The organism is Fodinicola acaciae, from assembly GCF_010993745.1.
Lineage (GTDB): Bacteria > Actinomycetota > Actinomycetes > Mycobacteriales > HKI-0501 > Fodinicola > Fodinicola acaciae.
This window is the reverse complement of record NZ_WOTN01000002.1, coordinates 1,555,228-1,575,484: the sequence shown is the minus strand read 5'-3', so window position 1 is coordinate 1,575,484 and position 20,257 is coordinate 1,555,228. Positions and strand designations below refer to the sequence as shown.

Here is a 20,257-nt window from a genome sequence, read left to right as displayed (position 1 = left end):
TGAGTCTATTGTGGATTGTCGAGGAAGGGAGTGTGACCATGTCGCGACGCGCTGCGATCACCATGTCAGCGACGGAAATCGCCGATTTCCTGGCCGAGCAGCGGACCATCGTGGTGGCGAGCATTGGTCCCAACGGCCGGCCACACCTGGTGCCGCTGTGGTATTGGCCGACCGGCCAGGTGATCGAGACGTGGACATACGGAAAAAGCCAGAAAGTGCACAATCTCCGCCGCGATCCGCACGCGACGGTGTTGATCGAGACCGGCGACTCGTACGACCAGCTGCGTGGCGTTTCGCTGGAATGCGACACGGTCATCGACGACACGTACGACGAGGTGGCGCGGATCGGCCTGGCGATGGCCCAACGCTATGGCGGCGCACTCACCGACGCCGCGCGCACCGGAGTCGAGGCACAGGCGCGCAAACGCGTGTTGCTGCGTTTCACGCCGACGCACGTGGTCAGCTGGGACCACCGCAAGCTCGGCGGCGCCTACTGAGTGTCGGGGTGGCAGATGGAGAGCATCCGCGCGCGCTCGGCGACCTTGGAGCGCGTACGACCCTGCGCCGCGCCGGCCGCCAACTCGTGCGCCTCCAGCCGCAGCCAGTGGTCGTATGTCACAAAACGCACACCGCGCGACTCCAACAGCGCGTCCACCGCCGCCGGATCGGGATTTTCCGCGCCAGGCAACGACTCCGCGTCGGCGAGCAGGCTGCGTACGGTCTCCACCGCGTCGGCTTTGTTGTTGCCGATCACGCCGATCGGACCGCGTTTCACCCAGCCGGCAACGTAAAGCCCCGGCACCACGGCGCCGTTTTCCACCACACGACCGGTTTCGTGCGGCACCGTGCCGGAAAACGGATCGAACGGCAGGCCCGGCAGCGGCTGGCCTTCATAGCCGATGGCGGCGAAAACCGCCTGCACCTCGATCGCGTCGATCTCGCCGAGGTGCTCCGATCCCGGATGCGTACGCTCGAACCGTACGCCGGTCACGTCGTCGGTGCCAGTGACATCCTTGAGCTTGCGCCAAAACAGCAGGTGCAGCCGGCGCGACGCACCGGTCAGCGGTTTTTTCGACCACTCGGTGAAAAGGTTGACGTTGGTGCGCACTTTCCGGTTGCCGTCGACGAGTTCCTGGCTGGCCGGATCGAGCACCATGTCGTCCGGATGCACGATCAGGTCGACGTCGTCCAGCTCCGGCAGCTCGCGCAGCTCCGGCGCGGTGAACTTCGCGTACGCCGGACCACGGCGGCCGACGACGTAGACATCGGTGACCTTGTTGGTGCGCAGCGCGGCGAGCACGTCGTCGGGGACGTCGGTGCTGGCCAGGTCGTCGGCATGGGTGACCAGCATGCGCGCCACGTCGAGCGCCACGTTTCCGGCGCCGATCACCGCGACGCGCTCGGACTCCAGCGGCCGCGCCGGCAGCGCGTCGGGATGGCCGTTGTACCAGGACACGAAGTCGGCGGCGGCCTGGCAGCTCGGCAGGTTGTCACCCGGCACGCCGAGGTCGCGGTGGCCGGGAATGCCGGTGCTGAACAACACGGCGTCGTAATGCCGGCGCACATCGTCGAGCGTGAGATCGTCGCCGATCGCCACGTTGCCGAAGAAGCGCACCTCGTCGCGCTCCAGGATCAGCCGGAGTTTCTCCGAGATGGACTGGATCTTCGGATGGTCCGGCGCCACGCCGTAACGCACCAGGCCGTACGGCGCCGGCAGCTTGTCGTAAACGTCCACGGTGACCGGCAGGTCGGAGCTTGTCAGCGCGTCGGCCGCGTAGATGCCGGCCGGGCCGGCACCGATCACCGCGACCCGCAGTGGGCGATCCTTCTGGTAAGCCATGCCTTACCTAACTCTCGCCGCTATAGTGCTCTTCCTGCGACTCTAGACGATCTCCTCGCGCCGGTAATGCGTTTGGCTGCCCACGCGATGACGAGTCCGGCGAGCATGATTGCCGGTCCGTACAACAGAAACAGCCACGCGTTGAACGTATAGACGCCCCACAGCACGACAATCAGGCCGCCGAGCAGGAAAGTCGCCGGCACCACGCCGCCGGATCGCTCACCGCGCGGAAACAGTCGCAGGTTCTGGATCGCGGCGACGATGAGGAAAATCCCCATCAGCAGAAACCACGGCTCGAAGACCAGCAGGTTCCACCAGTCCGGGCCGCTCAGCCGGGTGAGGGCGACCGTGGTGGAGGCGGCCCAGTGCAGGATGCCGGCGACCGCGCCGATCCACGCCGTGCCCTGCAGAGCCCAGCGCGGCGCCAGCCGGCCCCAGTCGCGTACGAGGGCCAGCGACACCAGCGCGGCGCCGACGATCACCACGCAGGCACCCCAGTTGGCGAGCGCGAACTCCGGCGTCGACCTGGTCAGGCCGAGAAACGCCGCCGAACCGCCGAAGGCCCAGTAAACATGGATCGGCACGTACGCCAAGGCCCACCAGAACCCCGCGTAACCACCCCATCTTCTCGTCATGCCACCGAGACTGCTCGCCGCGGGAGCCCACGGCCTCTGTCTTTTGGCCGAATCTCAGACGAGTACGCGCGTGACGAACTCGGCCACGCAGACCGGCTTGGCGATGCCCTCGGCCTCGACGGTGATGTTGGCGACGACCTGCGCGCCGCCGGGGATGTCGTCGACGCTGGCCAGCGTGACCGAGCCGCGCAGCTTGGAGTCGACCGGCACCGGGCTGGGGAAACGCACCTTGTTGAGGCCGTAGTTGATGCCCATCTTGGCGCCTTCCACCGCGTACACCTCGTGCGCGAGCTGCGGCAACAGCGACAACGTCAGGAACCCATGCGCGATCGGTCCGCCGAACGGTCCGGCCTTGGCCTTCTCGATGTCCACGTGGATCCACTGGTGATCACCGGTGGCGTCGGCGAACAGGTTGACCTGCTGCTGTCCGATGGTGTGCCACTCGCTCTCCCCGAGCGGCTCTCCGACCGCGGCCTTCAGCTCATCGATCGACGCGAACGTACGCACGCTGCTCTCCCCTCCTTGGCGGACCCTCGCACCATAACTACAGGAGGAGGGCGTCGACGATCGAGCCGGTCTTGTACGGCGCGCCTTCGGGTGGCAGGACCAGCAGCGCGTTGGCGGCGGCCAGCGACGCCAGCCTCGACGAGCCCTGCTCGCCGGTGGCGGTGGCCACCAGCGCCTCGCGATCGCGCGTCACAACAGCTCGCACGTAGTCGGTCCGCGGCGTCGGCTTGGTGGCGTGCGTGAGCCGCACGCGTACGCGGTGACGCTCCGGCCAGCCGGCGCCCTGCAGCGACAGCAGCGCCGGCCGTACGAAAAGCTCGAAGCCGATCAGCGACGACACCGGATTTCCCGGCAGCGCGAAGATCAGCGGCCCGCCCTCGACGGTCGCGAACGTGACCGGCTTGCCCGGCCGCATGCTGACCTGCTGGAAGTGGACGGTCGCCAGCTCCGGCAGCAGCCGCTTCATCAGGTCCTTGCGCCCCATCGACACACCGCCGGAGCTGATCAGCACGTCGGAGTCGGCGATCCGCTCGGTCAGGAAGGCACGCTGAGCGTCCTCCTCGTCCGGCGCCAGGCCGGCGAAGCGTACGTCCACGTTGAGGCCGGCCAGCGCGGCCAGCAGCGCATAGCGGTTGGAGTCGCGGATCTGGCCGGGCCCCGGCGTCCGGCCGGGCTCGACCAGCTCGTCGCCGGTCGACAGCACGCTCACCCGCGGCCGCCGGCCGACCAGCGCGTCGACGCGGCCGGCGGAGGCGAGCAGACCGATGGAGGCCGGGTTGAGGATCGTGCCGACGTCCGCGACCAGCTCGCCTTTGCGCAGGTCATAGCCCGGCGCGCGGATGTTGTGGCCGGCCGGCGGCTCCTCCTCGATGCGGACGACGCCGTCGCTCTCGCTGGTCAGCTCGACCTTGACCACCGCGTCGGCGCCGTCCGGGATCGGCGCGCCCGTGGTGATGTACGCGGCGGTGCCAGGCCCGACGGTGAGCTCGTCCATCCGGCCGGCGAACCGGTCACCGACCAGCCGCCGGTCGCCACTGTCCGCGCTGCGTACGGCGTAACCGTCCATTGTGGACGCGGAGAACGGCGGCAGGTCCTCGGTGCCTTCGACGCGCTCGGCCAGCACGCGGCCGGCCAGCTCGACCAGCGGCAACCGCTCGGCCGGCAACACGCGCACGTGCTGCCGGACGATCGCCGCCGCCTCCTCCGGCGTGATCACTCGTCGTCCTCTTCCACTGGCAGCGGCGAAAAACTGACCGTGAACGAGGTGGACACCGGCCGCAGCTGGTATGGCGGGAGCACGCCGGGTCCGCAGGAAGCCGTGCCGAGACCGTGCAAAGCGGCGTCGATGTTCAGGTAGACGAACTCGCTCGGCCGCAGGTCGGTGGTGTGCCTGGCGCGGTCGAGATCCTCACTCGTCCAGCGGCGGGCGGACAGGTTGATCGTCGGCGAGCCGTCGACCCGCAGGCCGACGCCGTCCGCGTCGGTGAGCTGAGCCCACCGTACGCCGGAGCGGTTCCCGTTTTCCTGCGGGAAAACGTACGGCGTCTGCCAGTCGTCCACAGTGGACTGATAGCGGCCGACCCTGACCGCCTTGACGCTGTCCGGATACGATTCGCCAGGGCCCAGGCCGAAGAAGTCGATGTTGTCCACAGTGGACGGGATGCGCATGCGCAGGCCGATCCGCGGCACGGTGTCCGGCCAGTTGCCTTCCGGGTCGACGTTGACGGTCAGCGTCAGGCCGTTTTCGCCGGCACGCCAGCGATACCAGACGTGGGCGCCGAAGCCGAGGCCGGCCGGGGCGACCCGGCTGCGGACGACCAGCTCGGTGCTGCCGGTCTTCACGTCGATCGTGCGGTGCTGCAGCCGGTGCAGCCCGTTTCCGCGCCACCGCAGCTCTTCGGAATGTTCGCCGCCGCGGTCGTTGTCGGTCGGCGCACGCCACAGGTCGAGCCGCGGACCGTCGACGACCAGGTTTCCCAGCTTTCGCAACACTCCCCGGCCGGCGTCGAAGACACCTGGACCGAAAACGATGTGGTCACTGCGAAGTTGCGGCCGGCGGCCGGCGAAAGCCGGCGCTGGAGCGGCCGGCTTGACCGGCAGCTGCCCCCAGGCGATCTCGTGCCCGGCGGCGGCCCACGGCTGGTCGGCGGCCAGCTCGGCGCGTACGGTCAGCCAGCTTTCCGCGTCGGTGCGCGGAAGTTTCGGCAGCGGCAGCTCGGCGCGCTGTCCCGGCGCGACCGGCGGCACCACCAACTCGCCGTCGGCCACCTTCTCACCGGCCGATTCCAGCGCCCAGCGAAACGCCAGGTGGCCGGTGGTGACGAAGTCGTAATGGTTTTCCACGATCAGCGAGTTGTCGCCGGCGCGGATAACGACCGGCTCGATGACCTTCTTGAACTCCAGCAGGCCGGGAGAGGGTTGCCGGTCAGGGAAAACCAGGCCGTCGATGACGAAGTTGCCGTCGTGCAGCGGCTCGCCGAAATCGCCGCCGTACGCGAAAAACTCGCGGCCGTCGGCCGTGTGCTGCCGGATGCCGTGGTCGATCCACTCCCAGACGAAGCCACCCTGACAGCGCGGATAGCGCTCGAACAGCTCCTGGTATTCGGAAAGTCCGCCGGGACCGTTGCCCATCGCGTGCGCGTACTCGCACAGGATGAACGGCATCGCGCGCCGCTTCGCGTCCAGGGCGTCGTCGGCGTTTTCGTGTTTTTCCTCTTCCTGCTTGCCGATCAGGTCGACGTCCGGCACCGAGGCGTACATCCTGCTGTAGACGTCGACGTACTCGCAGGCCGCGTCGCCTTCGTAATGGATCGGCCGGCTCGGATCGCGATCCCTGGCCCAGTCGGCCATTGCCGCCAGGTTGGCGCCGGTGTGGCTCTCGTTTCCGAGCGACCACAGGAAAATGCTCGGATGGTTCTTGTCGCGCTCGACGGTCCGGCGCATCCGGTCCAGATACGCATCGGTCCACAGTGGATCGTCGGAAGGGTTGTTTTTCCAGTCCAGTACGCCGAAACCGTGCGTCTCCAGGTCGCACTCGTCGATGACCCAGAACCCGAGCTCGTCACACAGGTCGAGCATCGCCGGATGCGGCGGGTAGTGGCTGGTGCGGATGGCGTTGACGTTGTGCCGCTTCATCAGCAGCAGGTCCTCGCGCATCGCGTCCTCCGGCACCGCACGGCCGAAGTCGGGATGGTGCTCGTGCCGGTTGACGCCACGGATCAGGATCGGCCGGCCGTTGACGGTGATCTGGCCGTCGACGATCGCGACCGTACGGAATCCGATCCGGATCGGCACCCGCTCGTCGGAGGTGAACAGCTCGCCGTCGTACAACCGCGGCGTCTCGGCCGTCCACGGCTCGATCTCGTCGAGCTCGAAGACCTCTCCGGCCGGCTTGTCGATGATGCCGAGCTCCTCGACCGTGAGGCGTACGGGCGCGACCCCATTGACACCGGCGTCGACCTCGACGCGCAGCGTGCCGCGGCCGGTGGTGTGGTCGAAGTCGGCGTGCACGAAGAAGTCGGTGATGGCGGCGGCCGGCCGGCGGATCACCGCGACCGAGCGGAAGATGCCGGGCAGCCACCACATGTCCTGGTCTTCCAGGTAGCTGCCGGAGGACCACTGGTGCACCTGCACCGCGAGCACGTTTCGGCCGACGCGCAGCGCCTCGCGTACGCGGAACTCGGTCGGCAGCCGGCTGCCCTTGGTGACGCCGAGCTCGGTGCCGTTGAGCCAGACGCGCGCGCACGAGTCGACGCCTTCGAAGCGCAGCACGGCGTCGGTGTCCTGCCAGGTCTCCGGCACCTCGAAGGCGCGGCGGAAGCTGCCGGTCGGATTCTCGGTCGGCACGTACGGTGGATCGACCGGGAAGGGATAGACGACGTTGGTGTACGCCGGCCGGCCGTAACCGTGCATCGGCCAGCTCGACGGCACCGCAAGCGCGTCCCAGCCGGAGTCGTCGAACCCGGTCAGGTGAAAGCCGGCCGGTGCCTCGGTCACCGTCGGCGCGAGGTGAAACCGCCACTCGCCGTCCAGCGGCAGCCGCGCCGCGGTCGAGGTGAAGGTCGACCGCGGCGGCAGGCCGCCGTAGCCAGGCGCCGGATCGTCCAGGTAGCTGAACCTGCGCCGGCCGGCATCGTCTGCAGTCGTGGTCACGATGTCCTTTCTAGCGGACGTGGGGCCACGACGTACGCACTGCACCCGACCTGGTCCGACGTCACAAATCGGTCCGTGACCCGGCCGGTGCTCGGTGTGTTGCGGCTACAGCGCCGACGGTGGCTCGGGCTCTGGCCAGAGCGGCGGGAAGGCCCGGTCGGCGGCCAGGTAGTCCGGCACCTCGCGACCGGAGCCGCGCAGCTGCGTCGCGTACTCACGCCGCGCCGCGTACTCGGCCTCGAACCGCTCGGTCACCTCGGCCGGCGACGGCTCCAGCTTCTCCAGCACCGCATGCACCTGGGTGACGCTGCGCCACCACTGCCGGTAGGCCTCCTGCAGGCGGTCGGCGATCAGCGGCGGATCGTCTGCCGTGCGGCGCATGCCGCCGGGGACCACCCGTTGCTCGGTGTCCACGCTCATGTCTTCCCCCCGGTCCCTCTCGTCACGTAGACCTCTCCTTGCCCCAGAAGGGTCTACGTACCCCCTGGAGTGCGATTGGCCGTGACTGGTCTCACAGCCTCCCAGGGCTCTCGATGTCGCTCGACACCGGGTGACCCCATCGCGGACCGCACCCCACCTGGGAAAAGTCTAGTCCCGATGGCGCCGGATAGGCATCCCATCACCGCTCGCCGGGTGGAAAGCGGCACCTAAGAGTAACCGCTGCCGCGAAACCCATTGCCGGATTCGGCCGTATCGGCCGGCGGATGGAGACCGACGTCTCATTCTTTTCTGTGTAGTTAACACGGAAAAATGCGAGCTTTGGTGGCGTTTATCCCGTCCTGTTGATCGCTCAAGAAGGCAGTAAATGCTGATTAATTGCACGTACGCCGGCGGCCAGCTCAGGAATTTCGACGACCTCCACCCCGCCGGCACGGAGGATCTCCGCACCATCACAGTCAGTGAAGATCGCCGGCTCTCGCCACGCGAACACCACCCGCCGCACGCCAGCCGCCAGAATGAGCCGCGCACATGTCACCGGCCGCGACGCACGCCGCGAACACGGCTCCAACGAACTGTAGACAGTCGCGTTCGCGAGGTCCTTTTCGCGAACTTTGCCAAGTGCTGACTCTTCGGCATGGACGACAGGGTCGCCTTCCCTGGAGTATCCGGTCGCCAGCACCGTGCCGTCCCGGTCCACCACGTACGCGCCGACCGAGAAGGCGGTGCGCGAGGGCGGACATTGCTTGGAGAGGTCGATGGCGGCGGCGAGGAAGTCGTGGTCGGTTGGCACGAGTCCTATTGTGCGCCGCGGCGTGGTGGTTACGCGGTGTGGTCGGGGGGGCGGGCGAGGGCAGGGCGGGCGGGGACGAACGTTGCGTGTGGGGAGTGGGTGACGTCTTCACGTTTGTTGCGTTGGGGAGGTGGTTGGGCCGCCAATCGGTGTGCATGGGGGTGGGGGCGGCGGTTTCGTGCGGGGCTGGGTCTCCTGGGCTTGCTCGGTCACGTGTGGGAAGCAACCCGTCAACATGGACGCCATCACAGCGTCCGGGGTGGTGCTGATGTGGCTACTGTGGCTGGCAATGCGGGTGAGACGGATCGGCTGCGTAATACTTGTTTAACAAGACATCAAAATAGACATTTGGTGCAGCCCAGCAGTCACAACAGCATTACTAGCCTCAGTAGTCACATCCGTCACAGCCTCCGGTGATCGCGGCGGTGTGAAAGCCTTGTTTCTTGCGTCCAATGCAAGTAACTCGACATTCATGCCATCCGCGACCCTCACAAGTCGGACATTTAGCGCTCCACACGCCGTCCGCGTCCCACATACTGGACCCTCACGCCACCCGCTGAGACGCCACGGCACCCTCTGGCGCCCCAGCCACGCTCCTGGTCCACACAACAAACACAACCGCACCCGCGGCACCCAACAGAACCAACAACCTCAGGCCCAACTACCTCCGGCCCAGCCACCTACCCGCAGCCCGACCAGCCACGGCCTCAGGCTGGCGCCTCGCGATCAGACAGGCGATACCGCAACAACGCCACGTCTCCGATGGCTGTCGTGTCGACCAGGCGCATCGTTTCCGTTGGCGTCCACCGATACCGGCCCGCCCCAACGAAGCGGGGCGCTTCGGCATCCCCGACAAAAAACGGCGCCACGGCGAGGTGGAGCTCGTCGACGACGCCGGCGGTCAAAAACGACGTGAGGACTGAGGATCCGCCTTCGACCATCAGTCGCTGAATCCCCCGCTCACCGAGATCCTTCAGTACAGCAGACAGATCCAGGGAACCACCGACGCCGATGACCTCGGCGTGGTCGCCCAGGCGGGTGGCGAGGTCGGCGCGTGCGGACGAGGGGCAATAGACGAGCGTCAGGGTGTCGTCGGCGAAGAAGTTGGCGGAGGGGTCGAGGTCTCCGGACGCCGTCAAGGTCACCTTGGCGGGGGTCGCCGGCCGGCCGGAGCGTACGCGTGCCTGGCGGCGGGCCGGTGAGCGTACGGCCAGGCGGGGGTTTTCGCGGCGGATCGTGTTGGCTCCGACGACGATGGCGTCACTGGCGGCGCGTTCGCCGTCGACCCGGTCGAAGTCGGCGGCGTTGGACAACAGCAGGCGCTCCGGAGTCGCGTCGTCGATGAAGCCATCGACGGACATCGCGCAGCTCAACAGCACGTACGGCCGGTCGGTCCTACCGGCCACGGGCCTCACCCGCCGTCTGCCGCCTCGCCGGACGGCTTCCATGATCGCTATCACTTAACGCACCGTAGTCGATTGGTCGCAGCTGAACATCCGCCAAATGGATGCCGCTCATCACAGATTTGACATCACCACTGGCCTACCGGACAGCTTTGTTAGCCTAACCTAAGCCCTGTTTCGCCATCTGGAGGCCGAGCCCTGTGAGCAACGTCGCGGTCGCTGAGCCACCAAAGACGAAGCGACCAAAGACGAAGACGCGACAAGGGCTGGCGACCAAGGCACAGTGGCGGCTGCTCGGTCTGCTCATCGGCCTCGCCGTCCTCGCGCTCGTCCTCATCGCCAGCATCGCGATCGGCGCACGCGCGATCCCCCTTGGTACGACCCTCGACGCACTCTTCGGCGGCCTGCGGGGTCGCGACGCCGAGATCATCCGTACGCTCCGCATCCCGCGTACGCTTCTCGGCGCCGAGGTCGGCATCGCGCTCGGCGTCGCCGGCGCGCTCATGCAGGCACTCACCCGCAACCCGTTGGCCGATCCGGGCATCCTCGGCGTCACCGCCGGCGCGTCGGCCGCCGTGGTCACGGCGATCGCGTTCATCGGCCTCAGCTCGCTCGCCGGCTACGTCTGGTTCGCGCTGGCTGGCGCGGCAGTCGCGATGATCGTCGTGTACGCCCTGGCCAACCGGGGCGGGGGCGCATCACCGGTGCGGCTGGCGTTGGCTGGCACAGCCGTCACCTTCGCCCTCACCGCGTACGTCTCCGGCGTCGCTCTGCTGGACACCGCGACCTTCGACCAGTTTCGGTTCTGGGCGGTCGGCTCGCTCGGCGCCGCCAGCTATGGCACGTTGTCGCAGGTCACGCCGTTTCTGCTGGTCGGCGTGTTGTTGGCGCTGGCGCTCGTACGCCCGCTCAACGCGATCGCCCTCGGCGAAGATGCCTCTCGTGCACTCGGCGCCCGCGTTGAGCTGACGCGCGGCGTCGGCACGGTCGCCATCACGCTCATGTGCGGCGCGGCGACCGCGGCGGTCGGTCCGATCGCGTTCGTCGGCCTCACGGTGCCGCACATCGCGCGCGCCATCACCGGCCCTGACCAGCGCTGGGTCCTGCCGTACTCGCTGGTCATCTCGCCGGCCCTGCTGCTCGCCGCCGACGTGGCCGGCCGTTGGCTCGGCAGTCCCGGCGAGCTACAGGTCGGCATCGTCACCCCGCTGATCGGAGCACCGTTGTTCATCATGCTGGTACGCCGACGCCGGATCCCGCAGCTATGACCGTGCTCTCGCTGCCACGCGGCCGCGCGCGCCGCGTCTCGCTGCGCTTCCATCCGCGTACGGTCATCGTCAGCGTGGCGCTCGCCATCGTCGCGCTCGTGCTTGTCGTAGTGGCAACCGGCACCGGCGACTTCCCCATCGCGCCATTGGACGTCGTCCGTACGCTCATCGGCGCCGGCGACCGCGTCAACGACTTCATCATCTTCGGCCTGCGGCTGCCGCGCGTGATCGTGGCGGTCATGTGCGGCCTCGCCCTTGGCATGGCCGGCGCGATCTTCCAGAGCCTGTCGAAGAATCCGCTCGGCAGCCCGGAGATCGTCGGCTTCACCAACGGCTCGGCGACCGGCGCGCTGGTAATGATCCTGATCTTCGGCAGCGACCAGACCGGCATCGCGCTCGGCGCGGTCGGCTCCGGCGCGTTGACGGCGTTGCTGGTGTACGCGCTGGCGTTCAAGCGCGGCGCGCAAGGCTATCGGCTCATCCTCGTCGGCATCGCCATCGGCGCCGCGCTGACCTCGGTCAACTCGTATCTGCTGACACGCGCGCGCGTCGACGACGCGCAGCAGGCCGCGGTCTGGCTGATCGGCAGCCTCAACGCGCGCAGCTGGTCACAGGTGTGGCCGCTGGCGATCGGCCTGCTGCTCCTCGTGCCAGCAGCGCTGGCGCTGGGCCGCGGTCTGGACGCGCTCGAGATGGGTGACGATGCAGCGCGCGCGTTGGGCGTACGCGTGGAGTCGACGCGCGGCTGGTTGCTCGTCGTCGGCGTCGGCCTCACCGCGGCGGCGACGGCGGCCGCCGGACCGATCGGCTTCGTCGCGCTGGCCGCGCCACACCTGGCGCGCCGGCTCACCAAAGCGGCCGGTGCCGGCATCGTCCCGGCCGGCCTGATGGGAGCCGTGTTGTTGCTGGTCAGCGACCAGGCGGCGGAGCGGCTCATCCCTGGCGTCCAACTGCCGGTCGGCGTGATGACCGGCGCGGTCGGCGGCCTCTACCTGATCGGATTGCTCGCTTTCCAGTGGCGACGCGAAAGGACGACGGCGTGAGACTCCACGCAAAGGACCTGCATCTCGCGTACGACACACGGATCGTCGTCGAGGACCTGTCGGTGGGCATCCCCGACGGCTCCTTCACGGTGATCGTCGGTCCCAACGCCTGCGGCAAGTCGACGCTGCTGCGCGCGCTGTCGCGGATGCTCAAACCGCGCGCCGGCGCGGTGTATCTGGACGGCTCGGTCATCTCCGCGTACCGGACCAGGGAGGTGGCGCGCCGGCTCGGCCTGCTGCCGCAGAGCTCGATCGCGCCGGACGCCATCTCGGTCGCCGACCTGGTCGCGCGTGGTCGCTATCCGCACCAGCGGCTGCTGCAGCAGTGGTCGCCGGCCGACGAGTCGGCGGTCGCGCGCGCGATGGCCGCGACCGGCGTGACCGACCTGGCCGCACGCTATGTGGACGAGCTGTCCGGCGGCCAACGGCAGCGCGTCTGGCTGGCGATGATCCTGGCCCAGGAGACCTCGATCCTGCTGCTGGACGAGCCGACCACGTTCCTGGACATCGGCCACCAGATCGAGATGCTCGACCTGTGCGCTGACCTACACTCGGATCACGGCCACACGCTCGTGGCCGTCCTGCACGACCTGAACCACGCCTGCCGCTATGCGACACACCTGATCGTGATGGACGCCGGCCGGATCGTGGCGGCCGGCCAGCCGGGCGAGATCATGACCGCCGAGCTGGTTCAAGACGTCTTTGGGTTGACGTGCCGGGTCATCGATGACCCCGAAAGTGGTACGCCTCTCATCATTCCGGCTCGATCTCGCAAGATCAGGGATGAGGTCAGGGGGAACCCCGTTGCCGATCCACTGGCTGGCTGAAAACGTCAGGAGCTATGCACGACATCGAGCTGTGGCTCAGCCACGCGCCGGCAATGCTGGTGTACGTCACGGTCGGCCTGCTGATCGGCCTGGAGAGCATGGGGATCCCGCTGCCCGGCGAGGCGACCCTGATCAGCGCCGCACTGCTGGCCACCACCGGCACGGTCGACCCGGTCGGCGTGGCCGCCGCCGGCATCACCGGCGCGGTGGTCGGCGACTCGCTCGGCTACCTGATCGGCAAACGCGGCGGCCGCAAGCTGCTGGACAAGCTCGGCGGGCGTTTTCCGCGGCATTTCGGCCCGGCGAAGATCCGTACGGCCGAACGCGCGTTCGCGACCTCGGACATCTGGGCCGTGTTCTTCGGCCGGTTCATCGTGGTGCTGCGGATCCTGGCCGGGCCGATCGCCGGCACGCTCGGCATGCCGTACAAGCGATTCCTGCCGGCCAACGTCGCCGGCGGCATCGTGTGGGCCGGCGGCATGACCGCGCTGATGTACACGCTGGGCTCGGCGGCCCGGATCTGGTTCGATCAGTACTCGTGGTTGATTTTCGTCGGCGGCCTGGTGCTCGGCCTTGGCATCACCGCGCTGGCCGGTCTGCTGGCGCGCCGGCGGCTGCTGGCCACCGCCGACGAGCCGGCCGAGGAGGAGACGCGGGAGCTCGTTTCCTCTCATTGAGGAGGGCTTGATGGAGAGCGTTGTGTTGCTTGACGAGGCAGGCAACGCTATCGGCACCGCGGACAAAGCGAGTGTGCACAACGCGCGTACGCCGCTGCACCTTGCGTTTTCCTGCTATGTCTTCGATCCGGCCGGCCGCTTCCTGCTCACGCGGCGAGCGTCGACGAAGAAGACTTTTCCCGGTGTGTGGACGAATTCCTGCTGTGGCCATCCGCTGCCGGCCGAGCCGCTGACCGGCGCCGTACGCCGGAGGCTGGCCGCCGAGCTCGGCCTGACGGTCGCCGAGCTGACCCTGATCCTGCCGGATTTCCGTTACACGGCAACGATGGACGGCATCGCCGAGAACGAGATGTGCCCGGTCTTTCGTGCCGTCACGGCGACCGAGCCGGTGCCCGACCCAACCGAGGTCGAGGCGTACGCCTGGGTCGACTGGACCGGATTCCTCGCCGCGGTTGCCGACGGCGCGCAGCCGATCTCGCCGTGGTGCGCCGAGCAACTGGCCGCGCTCGGTCCCGACCCGAGCAGCTGGCCGGCCGGTTCGTACGCCGATCTCCCACCGGCCGCCATCCGATAGCCATATTTCCTTTACCTGTCTCGAAAAGCGCCAAAGGTGGCACGAATCGGGGATCTCGCCGGCGCTACCGGAGCCTACGGTGCGTACACGAGAGTTGACCTGACGGCAGGGAGACGGGGACATGGCGATCGAACCAGATATTCCGGACACACCGGCTGACCCCGGCACCATCGAGGCCAGCGCCACCGATCTGCGCAAGGTCGCGGCAGTCCTCACCGGCCACGGCGACGATGTGAATGCGGCGGTCAACACCGCGGCGCTGCAGTTCTCCGACGTCGTCAGCGGACCGATCCGTACGCTGGCAACGAAAAACCTGGCCGCGTTCCAGGCCGCCTTCGCCGCGGTCGCCTACGGCGCGGACATCACGCACAGCTGGTCGCAGGACGTGCGGACGTTCAAGACCGAGCGGCAGAAGCTGCTCGCCAACTGGCAGTTCGACAACAGCGTCAACTTCGGCGTCAACCAGCCGACGATCCCGGCCAACGCCAGCGACGCCGATCGCACGGCCGCCAACCAGAAATACGACAGCCAGCTCAACAGCGCGCGGCAGACCGCCGCCAACGACCTCAGCCTGCGCGCGTACGCGCTGCTCAACCAGCTGCGCGACCAGGCCAACGACTGGGCCGGCCGGATCCGGCACACGCCGGACGACAGCGACCTGCTCGCGTTGGCCAGAGCCGGTGGCCTTTCCTGGGGGACCTATCTCAGCCTGGGAAAGCAGGCCGATCCGAAGGTGCCGCCGCCGCTCACGGCTGCGGACGGCAGCTGGGCCGCGGGCGTTGTCCGGCGCGGTCCGGACGATCCGGACTATGGCAAGGCACTGGCGCTGCTCGGCCTGCTCTCCGCGTATTCGGTGCAGGCACAGAAAAACGGCGACAAGCTGACCGCCGGCGAGCTGGCCTATCTGAAGGCTTTCTATGGAAACCTCGACAAGAAAGACCTCAACAGGGCGATCGAGGCGAGCGCCGGCAACAAGGCACAGCTGAAGGCACTCGGCGGTGGATTACTCGCGCTGTCCAGCGAAAAGCTCGGCGGCTCCTACGGTGACCTGCCCCAGTATCTCCGCGACATCCTGGACAAGTCGGCCGTCGAGTACGGCTACTCGACTGGAGGAACGGCACCGGTCCCCACCCTCGGCATACCGGAGCTGCGGACCTTCGGAAACCTCGCCGCCGCCTTGAGCCAGGCCGACCCCAGCCTCGTCGGCGGCACGCAGTTCTCCGAAAATCTCACCCTCCGCGTATCGGAGATCGCCTCGACCGCGCAGACGGTCCACGAGAACGGCAAGACGATCGGCGTCTCCAACGCCGACCTGTACGACTACGACCACATCAAGACGATCGCGCAGGGACTTATTGGTGTCTCCACGCGTAATCACGACGCCGACTACGCCGTCCTGACCGGCTCGGACGGCGCGTACGTCCTGGGAAACCTCACGCATTTCGACTGGCCGGACCGCGGTGCCGCGGCCTCCGGACTGGTCAACTGGATCGCCGAGGACGGCCGAAATCCCGATCACGGCAGCGATACGTACAAGCACGCGACCCAGGCGGCGGAAGTGCTGCTGCACGCGTTGGACGACACCACCGCGAACGGCGGCAGCTCGCCGTTCCAGAACTTCTACGCCGACTTCCACAAGAATCCCGCGTTTTCCGGCAGCCTCGCCAACATCGCCGACACCTACATCGGCGACTTCGCGGAGAAGGCGCTGGCCAACGAGCGGACCGGCATCGAGAACGACGGCACGCTGACGATCCGGTCGGTCGACCGGCAACACTTCCTCGCTCTGATCGGCGCCGATCCCAACGCCTTGAACGCGTTGTCGTTGAAAGCAGGCGAATACGAGGCGCATCTGCTGCAGGACACCGTACACGGCAAACTCGACTCGGCCGACGCGCTGCGGTCGGTTTCCATCCTCAACGGCGAACTGGACGCCACTCCCGCGAACGTCGAGCTGATCGACAAGGAGCTGAAATTCGAGCACGACGCGAAGAAGTACGGCGACACGCAGTATTACCTCAACCTCGGCCGATCGTCGGCTCAGTTCGGCCTCGGCCTGGTCGGCGACAAAGGCGTGTCCAGTTTTGCCTTGGGCCAGCTGGTCGATCTTTTCACGCACAACCAGATCGCCGCGCCGGATCCGGATCTGGCCGCGTCCTTCCAGCCGCCGGACGGCCAGGGTTCCGGCGACGTACGCGCCGCCCACGACTACGCCGAGGCATGGGTCGCCACGCACGAGAATCTGTTGCACGACAGCCACGACCCGGCTGTCAAGGAGCTCGTCAAGGATTTCGTCCGTTATGACCACGGAAAACCGCACCTGATCAACCTGTCGCAGCTGAACGACCACACTGACGAGGCTCGGCTCGAACAACTCGTCCGCCACCTCGGCGGCCAACGCGCGCAGGCATACCTCGACCACTACGACACCGAGTGGTATGACGCGTACACGCGCGCCAAAGGCACCTCCGGCGCGGCGATCCTTCGCGGCGACAAGTAGCCGGTCTATCGGAGGTTGTGCGATGACGTTGTCCCAGCAGACCGGCAAGCTCGACCGCGACTCGTTCCAGGCAACACTGGCCTTCTTCACCGAGCTCGACCTGGTCACCGCCGACGAGTCAGCCGAGGTGCTCGCGATGTTCGAGCCCGATTTCGCGTACGCGCGAGCCATGGCCCGCGCCGACTCGGTGCACGTCCACGTGAAGGTGCCGGAGGTGGCCGACCTGCCGCACCACGCGCTGACTGCGCGCGAGAAGGCACTTATCGGCCTGGCGCTGGCGCATGCGCACCGGTGTCCCTACTGCATCGACTCGTTCACGAACACGTGTCTGGACAAGGACATCACCGTCGAGCAGATCCATGAGGTGATCCACACCAGCTCGGCACTGGCCGCCGGCGTCCACTTCGTCCACGGCGTACAGACGCGTAATGTCCTCGCTCGCCGCGGCATGCTGTAGGCCGCGGGGACTCCCTACGTGCGCAGGGAGTCCCCGCGGTTTCACGCGATGCCGGCGGCGAAGACGTGCAGTGCCGCGTTGGCCGGCAGGGTGATCGCGACGACCTGTTTTCCCGCGGTCAGTGGAATCGTGTTGGAGAAGACGCGATACGCGACGGTCGGATAGGCCGGTCCGCTCTGGGTGTTCTTCCCCATCACCGTGGCGAGGGTCGCCGCGCCGTACTGTGCCGGATCGGCGCAACACCAGTTCGGAAATCCGGTGTCGGCCTGGCTGGTCGAGCCGTCGGCATACCAGACCGTCACGGAGCCTTTCGCCGTGCCGGTGCCGGTGCCGGCCAGTACGAGTTTCGAGCCGCTGCCTGACAAGGCGATCGTCTGGCCACCGCCGACGACGTTGTCCACGCTGCCGTTTCCTTGCGCAGGCCAGGTAAGTCGTGCGCCATTCGCGGTGAACGTGGCGCCGGCGCGCAGGCCGGCATCGGTCAGTCCCTCTGCCCGGAAGCTGCTGCCGCCACCGTCGATGTCGCCGGCAGTCACATGTGCCGCGTCCGTCACGCCGACATTTCCGTACGCCGCCGCCAAAGAAGCGTACGGCACGGTCACGGTCGCTGAGTCGACGACCCGGTGATCGGCGACCCGCGCACGGTAGGTCGCAGTGGCGGTCACCTTGTAATCCTCCGGTTTCAGTGTCGCGTCAGGCGTCAGCTTCACCGGCACGGTGACGGTCTGGCCAGGACTGACCGACCGTAGGCCGCCGCCAACCACCGCATGCAGGCCATCGACCGAAAACGTCACGTCTCGCACCGGAAGTGGCGTGCTGTTGGTGAAACTCAGCGTGCCGTCGGCGGTCTTCCCTGGCGACACCAGCGAAGGCGCGGTCAGTTTGACGAACGCGTCGTTGTCGGCGAGAAAATATCCGCCGACCGCACTGGTGCCGAAGAGTCGCACGTCCTGACCGGCCGTCGGCGCTGTCTTGACGCGTACGACGCCGTCGTCATACCACCAGCCCGAGTTCGCCGCGTCCAGCGCGGCTTTCGTCGCGTACTGCCGGAGAATCGACCCACCGGCCTGGACCGCGGCCGGCTTGGATCCACTGTGGACGGTCAGCAGATAGCGCCGGGTCACCGGTTTGCCCGCGTACGCGCCGGCGCTCTGGCCGATCCGTACGGTCACCGTGCCGGGACCGGATGTCGGTGCGTCGACGGTGAAAGTCTGCGTGGCATGCGCCGGCGACCGCGTGATGCCGTCGTCCTCGGCCAGTGTGAAACTGCCGTGTCCCCGCGGATAAACGTCCAGGTCGAGCTCGCCTTTGTCGCGTGTCGACCACGACTTGGTGCCTTCCGGCCACATCGGCACGACCGCGCCGGCGCGTACGAACAGCGGCAGCGTGTCCAGCGGCGCGTCGTAACCGTCCACAGTGGTCGGTCCGGTGTACGTGCGGCCCGTCCAGTAGTCGACCCAGGTGCCTTTGGGCAGATAGATGCCCCCGCGCGTGGTCGCCTTCTGGTAGACCGGCGCCACCAGGAAGTCGGTGCCGGACAGGAACTCGTACTTTGCCTTGTCCGTCCACACATTCGGATCGCTCGGATATTCCAGCGCGAGCGGTCGCACCTGGCCGACACCGGTCTGATGCGCCTGATACGCGTAGCTGTACGTGTAAGGCAGCAGCCTTTCCTTGAGCAGCAGGTATTTCCGGTTGATCGAGGTGTACGGCTCGCCGTAGCGCCACGGCTGCTTGTCGGAGGCGGCCCAGCCGTCCATGGTCATCGCCGCCGGCAGGAACGCCTTCCACTGCAGGTCGCGCACGTACGTCTGAGGGCTGCCACCGAAAATGCCGTCGATGTCACCGGTGTTGTAGGCGATGCCGGACATCGTGGCGCCGGCGTAGGTGGGGATCTGCCAGCGGATGTAGTCGTACGAGCCGGACTGGTCGCCGCTCCACAGCACCGCACACCGCTGCGCGCCGGCCCAGCTCACCGGCTGCCACACGAATCCGCGCGCGTCGCTGTTGTCCTCGATTCCCCTTTTCGCGGTGTCACAGGCATCCAGTGCGAACTGGTAGCCGTCGCCGACCCAGGCCACGTCCAGCTTGCGCACGCGTACACCGGCCTTGACCTCGGCGCCCTGGTTGGGCAGGCCGTTTTCGGTCCACAGCCCCAACTGCATGTTGTTCTTGCGCAGGCCGTCGCCGACTTCCGGCAGATTTTCGTAGCCACAGCCGTATCCGTCGTTGACCAGCATCCAACCGTTTGGCATGCCGTTGGCCGGGTAACCTTCGGCGACCTTCACCGCGTCCAGCGTGTGCCGCTCGCCGCGGTTGGCATTGTGCAGGTAACAGTCCGAATCTCCGGTCTCCAGGCCGTAGATCGGTGGCAGGAATGGCTTTCCGACCAGATCGGTGTAGCCGGAGATGGTGTCCTTCAGATCGCCGACGACGTACGTGGCGTCAAAGCGGCGCTCGTCGTGGGTCGTCCGCACCGGATCGGCGAAGGAATAGCTGCCTGGCGCGAAAGTGTTGCGCAGCACGCCGTATCCGGCCGTCGACGCGTAGAACGGCTGCGAGTTCGGTGCACCACCGTCGTTCCAGTTGTCGTCGGCGAAGATCCTGATCGTCTGGTCGCGATGGCTGGACCGGCCGTTTTGCTCGCCACCGCCGACAAACTGCTCGGAGGCACCGCGCGCCAGCGTCTGTGTCGTCGTGGTCGCGGTCCATGACATCGGCGCGCTCTCCGACCAGATCCGCCGGCGGTCAGCGCCGTCGTAGAGCGCGAACGTCAGCGGATGCTTGTACGCGCGCAGAGTCGCCTTTGCCGTGGAAACGGCCCAATAAGTCCCCTTGTCGACGCGCGTCGGCGTCACCGGCGCGCCGTCGCGCGGCAGCACGATCCTGCTGCCGGCCGGATCGGTGAACGCACCGTCCGGCGCCAGCCAGACCCGCACCGCGCCGGCCACCGGAAAGCTCACCCGTACGGCCGCGTTTCCCGAGGTCAGCGTGGTCGTCGGGCCGTCGGTGGCGACGCTCGCCAGCTCACCGAGCTGGCCGGGCGGCGCCGGATCGGCGTAGGCCGGTGCCGGCAGACCCAGTGCGACCGCGGCGGCGAGACGCAACATCGATTGCGCAACTCTGCTCACTCACAGCACCTT

Annotated in this window: 17 protein-coding genes; 8 read left to right on the top strand and 9 right to left on the bottom strand. The window is 67.6% G+C overall.

Going from position 1 to position 20,257, the window contains the following annotated elements; all coding sequences use genetic code 11:
- The first annotated feature begins 38 nt into the window (after positions 1–38).
- A complete protein-coding gene (locus tag GNX95_RS22625) occupies positions 39–497 on the top strand; it encodes a TIGR03618 family F420-dependent PPOX class oxidoreductase (protein ID WP_163509384.1) in 459 nt (152 codons plus the stop codon).
- Here the strand turns inward: GNX95_RS22625 and GNX95_RS22620 are convergent.
- From GNX95_RS22620 to GNX95_RS22585, 8 genes are all read right to left on the bottom strand, one after another.
- On the bottom strand, positions 491–1,840 hold the full coding sequence (locus GNX95_RS22620; RefSeq protein WP_163509383.1) for an FAD-dependent oxidoreductase: 1,350 nt from the start codon (positions 1,838–1,840) through the stop codon (positions 491–493). The genes GNX95_RS22625 and GNX95_RS22620 overlap by 7 nt on opposite strands.
- A 20-nt stretch (positions 1,841–1,860) precedes the next feature.
- The gene (locus GNX95_RS22615; RefSeq protein WP_163509382.1) at positions 1,861–2,475 is read right to left on the bottom strand and encodes a DUF3995 domain-containing protein; all 615 of its coding nucleotides are present in this window, start codon (positions 2,473–2,475) and stop codon (positions 1,861–1,863) included.
- Between the two features lie 54 nt (positions 2,476–2,529).
- Positions 2,530–2,982, bottom strand: coding sequence for a MaoC family dehydratase (locus GNX95_RS22610; protein ID WP_163509381.1), 453 nt, complete (start codon positions 2,980–2,982; stop codon positions 2,530–2,532).
- Between the two features lie 37 nt (positions 2,983–3,019).
- A complete protein-coding gene (locus GNX95_RS22605; protein ID WP_222853822.1) occupies positions 3,020–4,198 on the bottom strand; it encodes a molybdopterin molybdotransferase MoeA in 1,179 nt (392 codons plus the stop codon).
- Positions 4,195–7,134, bottom strand: coding sequence for a glycoside hydrolase family 2 TIM barrel-domain containing protein (locus GNX95_RS22600; RefSeq protein WP_163509380.1), 2,940 nt, complete (start codon positions 7,132–7,134; stop codon positions 4,195–4,197). The genes GNX95_RS22605 and GNX95_RS22600 overlap by 4 nt, the downstream gene beginning before the upstream one ends.
- 105 nt (positions 7,135–7,239) lie before the next feature.
- Positions 7,240–7,554 (bottom strand): hypothetical protein, encoded by a 315-nt coding sequence (locus GNX95_RS22595; RefSeq protein ID WP_163509379.1) that lies wholly within the window; start codon positions 7,552–7,554, stop codon positions 7,240–7,242.
- Positions 7,555–7,924: 370 nt separating this feature from the next.
- Positions 7,925–8,365, bottom strand: a complete 441-nt coding sequence (locus GNX95_RS22590; RefSeq protein WP_222853821.1) for a cytidine/deoxycytidylate deaminase family protein — start codon at positions 8,363–8,365, stop codon at positions 7,925–7,927.
- 707 nt (positions 8,366–9,072) lie between these two features.
- Positions 9,073–9,813: a RibD family protein gene (locus tag GNX95_RS22585; RefSeq protein ID WP_163509378.1), complete on the bottom strand. Its 741-nt coding sequence runs from the start codon at positions 9,811–9,813 to the stop codon at positions 9,073–9,075.
- A 155-nt stretch (positions 9,814–9,968) separates the two neighbouring features.
- Between GNX95_RS22585 and GNX95_RS22580 the strand changes: the two genes are divergently transcribed.
- From GNX95_RS22580 to GNX95_RS22550, 7 genes are all read left to right on the top strand, one after another.
- A complete protein-coding gene (locus GNX95_RS22580; protein WP_222853820.1) occupies positions 9,969–11,036 on the top strand; it encodes a FecCD family ABC transporter permease in 1,068 nt (355 codons plus the stop codon).
- Positions 11,033–12,079, top strand: coding sequence for a FecCD family ABC transporter permease (locus tag GNX95_RS22575; RefSeq protein ID WP_163509377.1), 1,047 nt, complete (start codon positions 11,033–11,035; stop codon positions 12,077–12,079). The genes GNX95_RS22580 and GNX95_RS22575 overlap by 4 nt, the downstream gene beginning before the upstream one ends.
- A complete protein-coding gene (locus GNX95_RS22570) occupies positions 12,076–12,906 on the top strand; it encodes an ABC transporter ATP-binding protein (RefSeq protein ID WP_246281708.1) in 831 nt (276 codons plus the stop codon). Before GNX95_RS22575 ends, GNX95_RS22570 begins: the two co-directional genes overlap by 4 nt.
- A 14-nt stretch (positions 12,907–12,920) precedes the next feature.
- Positions 12,921–13,583, top strand: coding sequence for a DedA family protein (locus tag GNX95_RS22565; RefSeq protein ID WP_163509375.1), 663 nt, complete (start codon positions 12,921–12,923; stop codon positions 13,581–13,583).
- Positions 13,584–13,593: 10 nt separating this feature from the next.
- Positions 13,594–14,157 (top strand): isopentenyl-diphosphate Delta-isomerase, encoded by a 564-nt coding sequence (idi, locus tag GNX95_RS22560; protein ID WP_163509374.1) that lies wholly within the window; start codon positions 13,594–13,596, stop codon positions 14,155–14,157.
- A gap of 121 nt (positions 14,158–14,278) precedes the next feature.
- Positions 14,279–16,657 (top strand): TPR repeat domain-containing protein, encoded by a 2,379-nt coding sequence (locus GNX95_RS22555; RefSeq protein WP_163509373.1) that lies wholly within the window; start codon positions 14,279–14,281, stop codon positions 16,655–16,657.
- Positions 16,658–16,679: 22 nt separating this feature from the next.
- Complete coding sequence (locus tag GNX95_RS22550) at positions 16,680–17,114, top strand: carboxymuconolactone decarboxylase family protein (protein WP_163509372.1); 435 nt, start codon at positions 16,680–16,682, stop codon at positions 17,112–17,114.
- 41 nt (positions 17,115–17,155) lie between these two features.
- Here the strand turns inward: GNX95_RS22550 and GNX95_RS22545 are convergent, their stop codons facing one another.
- Positions 17,156–20,245: a TIM-barrel domain-containing protein gene (locus tag GNX95_RS22545; protein WP_246281707.1), complete on the bottom strand. Its 3,090-nt coding sequence runs from the start codon at positions 20,243–20,245 to the stop codon at positions 17,156–17,158.
- Between the last annotated feature and the right edge of the window lie 12 nt (positions 20,246–20,257).

Excerpts from the sequence above, each read along its gene's own strand:
- GNX95_RS22625 (WP_163509384.1), top strand. The coding sequence starts at position 39 with ATGTCGCGACGCGCTGCGATCACCATGTCAGCGACGGAAATCGCCGAT.
- GNX95_RS22555 (WP_163509373.1), top strand. The coding sequence starts at position 14,279 with ATGGCGATCGAACCAGATATTCCGGACACACCGGCTGACCCCGGCACC.
- GNX95_RS22550 (WP_163509372.1), top strand. The coding sequence starts at position 16,680 with ATGACGTTGTCCCAGCAGACCGGCAAGCTCGACCGCGACTCGTTCCAG.
- GNX95_RS22585 (WP_163509378.1), bottom strand. The coding sequence starts at position 9,813 with ATGGAAGCCGTCCGGCGAGGCGGCAGACGGCGGGTGAGGCCCGTGGCC.
- GNX95_RS22615 (WP_163509382.1), bottom strand. The coding sequence starts at position 2,475 with ATGACGAGAAGATGGGGTGGTTACGCGGGGTTCTGGTGGGCCTTGGCG.
- idi (WP_163509374.1), top strand. The coding sequence starts at position 13,594 with ATGGAGAGCGTTGTGTTGCTTGACGAGGCAGGCAACGCTATCGGCACC.
- GNX95_RS22620 (WP_163509383.1), bottom strand. The coding sequence starts at position 1,840 with ATGGCTTACCAGAAGGATCGCCCACTGCGGGTCGCGGTGATCGGTGCC.
- GNX95_RS22595 (WP_163509379.1), bottom strand. The coding sequence starts at position 7,554 with ATGAGCGTGGACACCGAGCAACGGGTGGTCCCCGGCGGCATGCGCCGC.
- GNX95_RS22565 (WP_163509375.1), top strand. The coding sequence starts at position 12,921 with ATGCACGACATCGAGCTGTGGCTCAGCCACGCGCCGGCAATGCTGGTG.
- GNX95_RS22575 (WP_163509377.1), top strand. The coding sequence starts at position 11,033 with ATGACCGTGCTCTCGCTGCCACGCGGCCGCGCGCGCCGCGTCTCGCTG.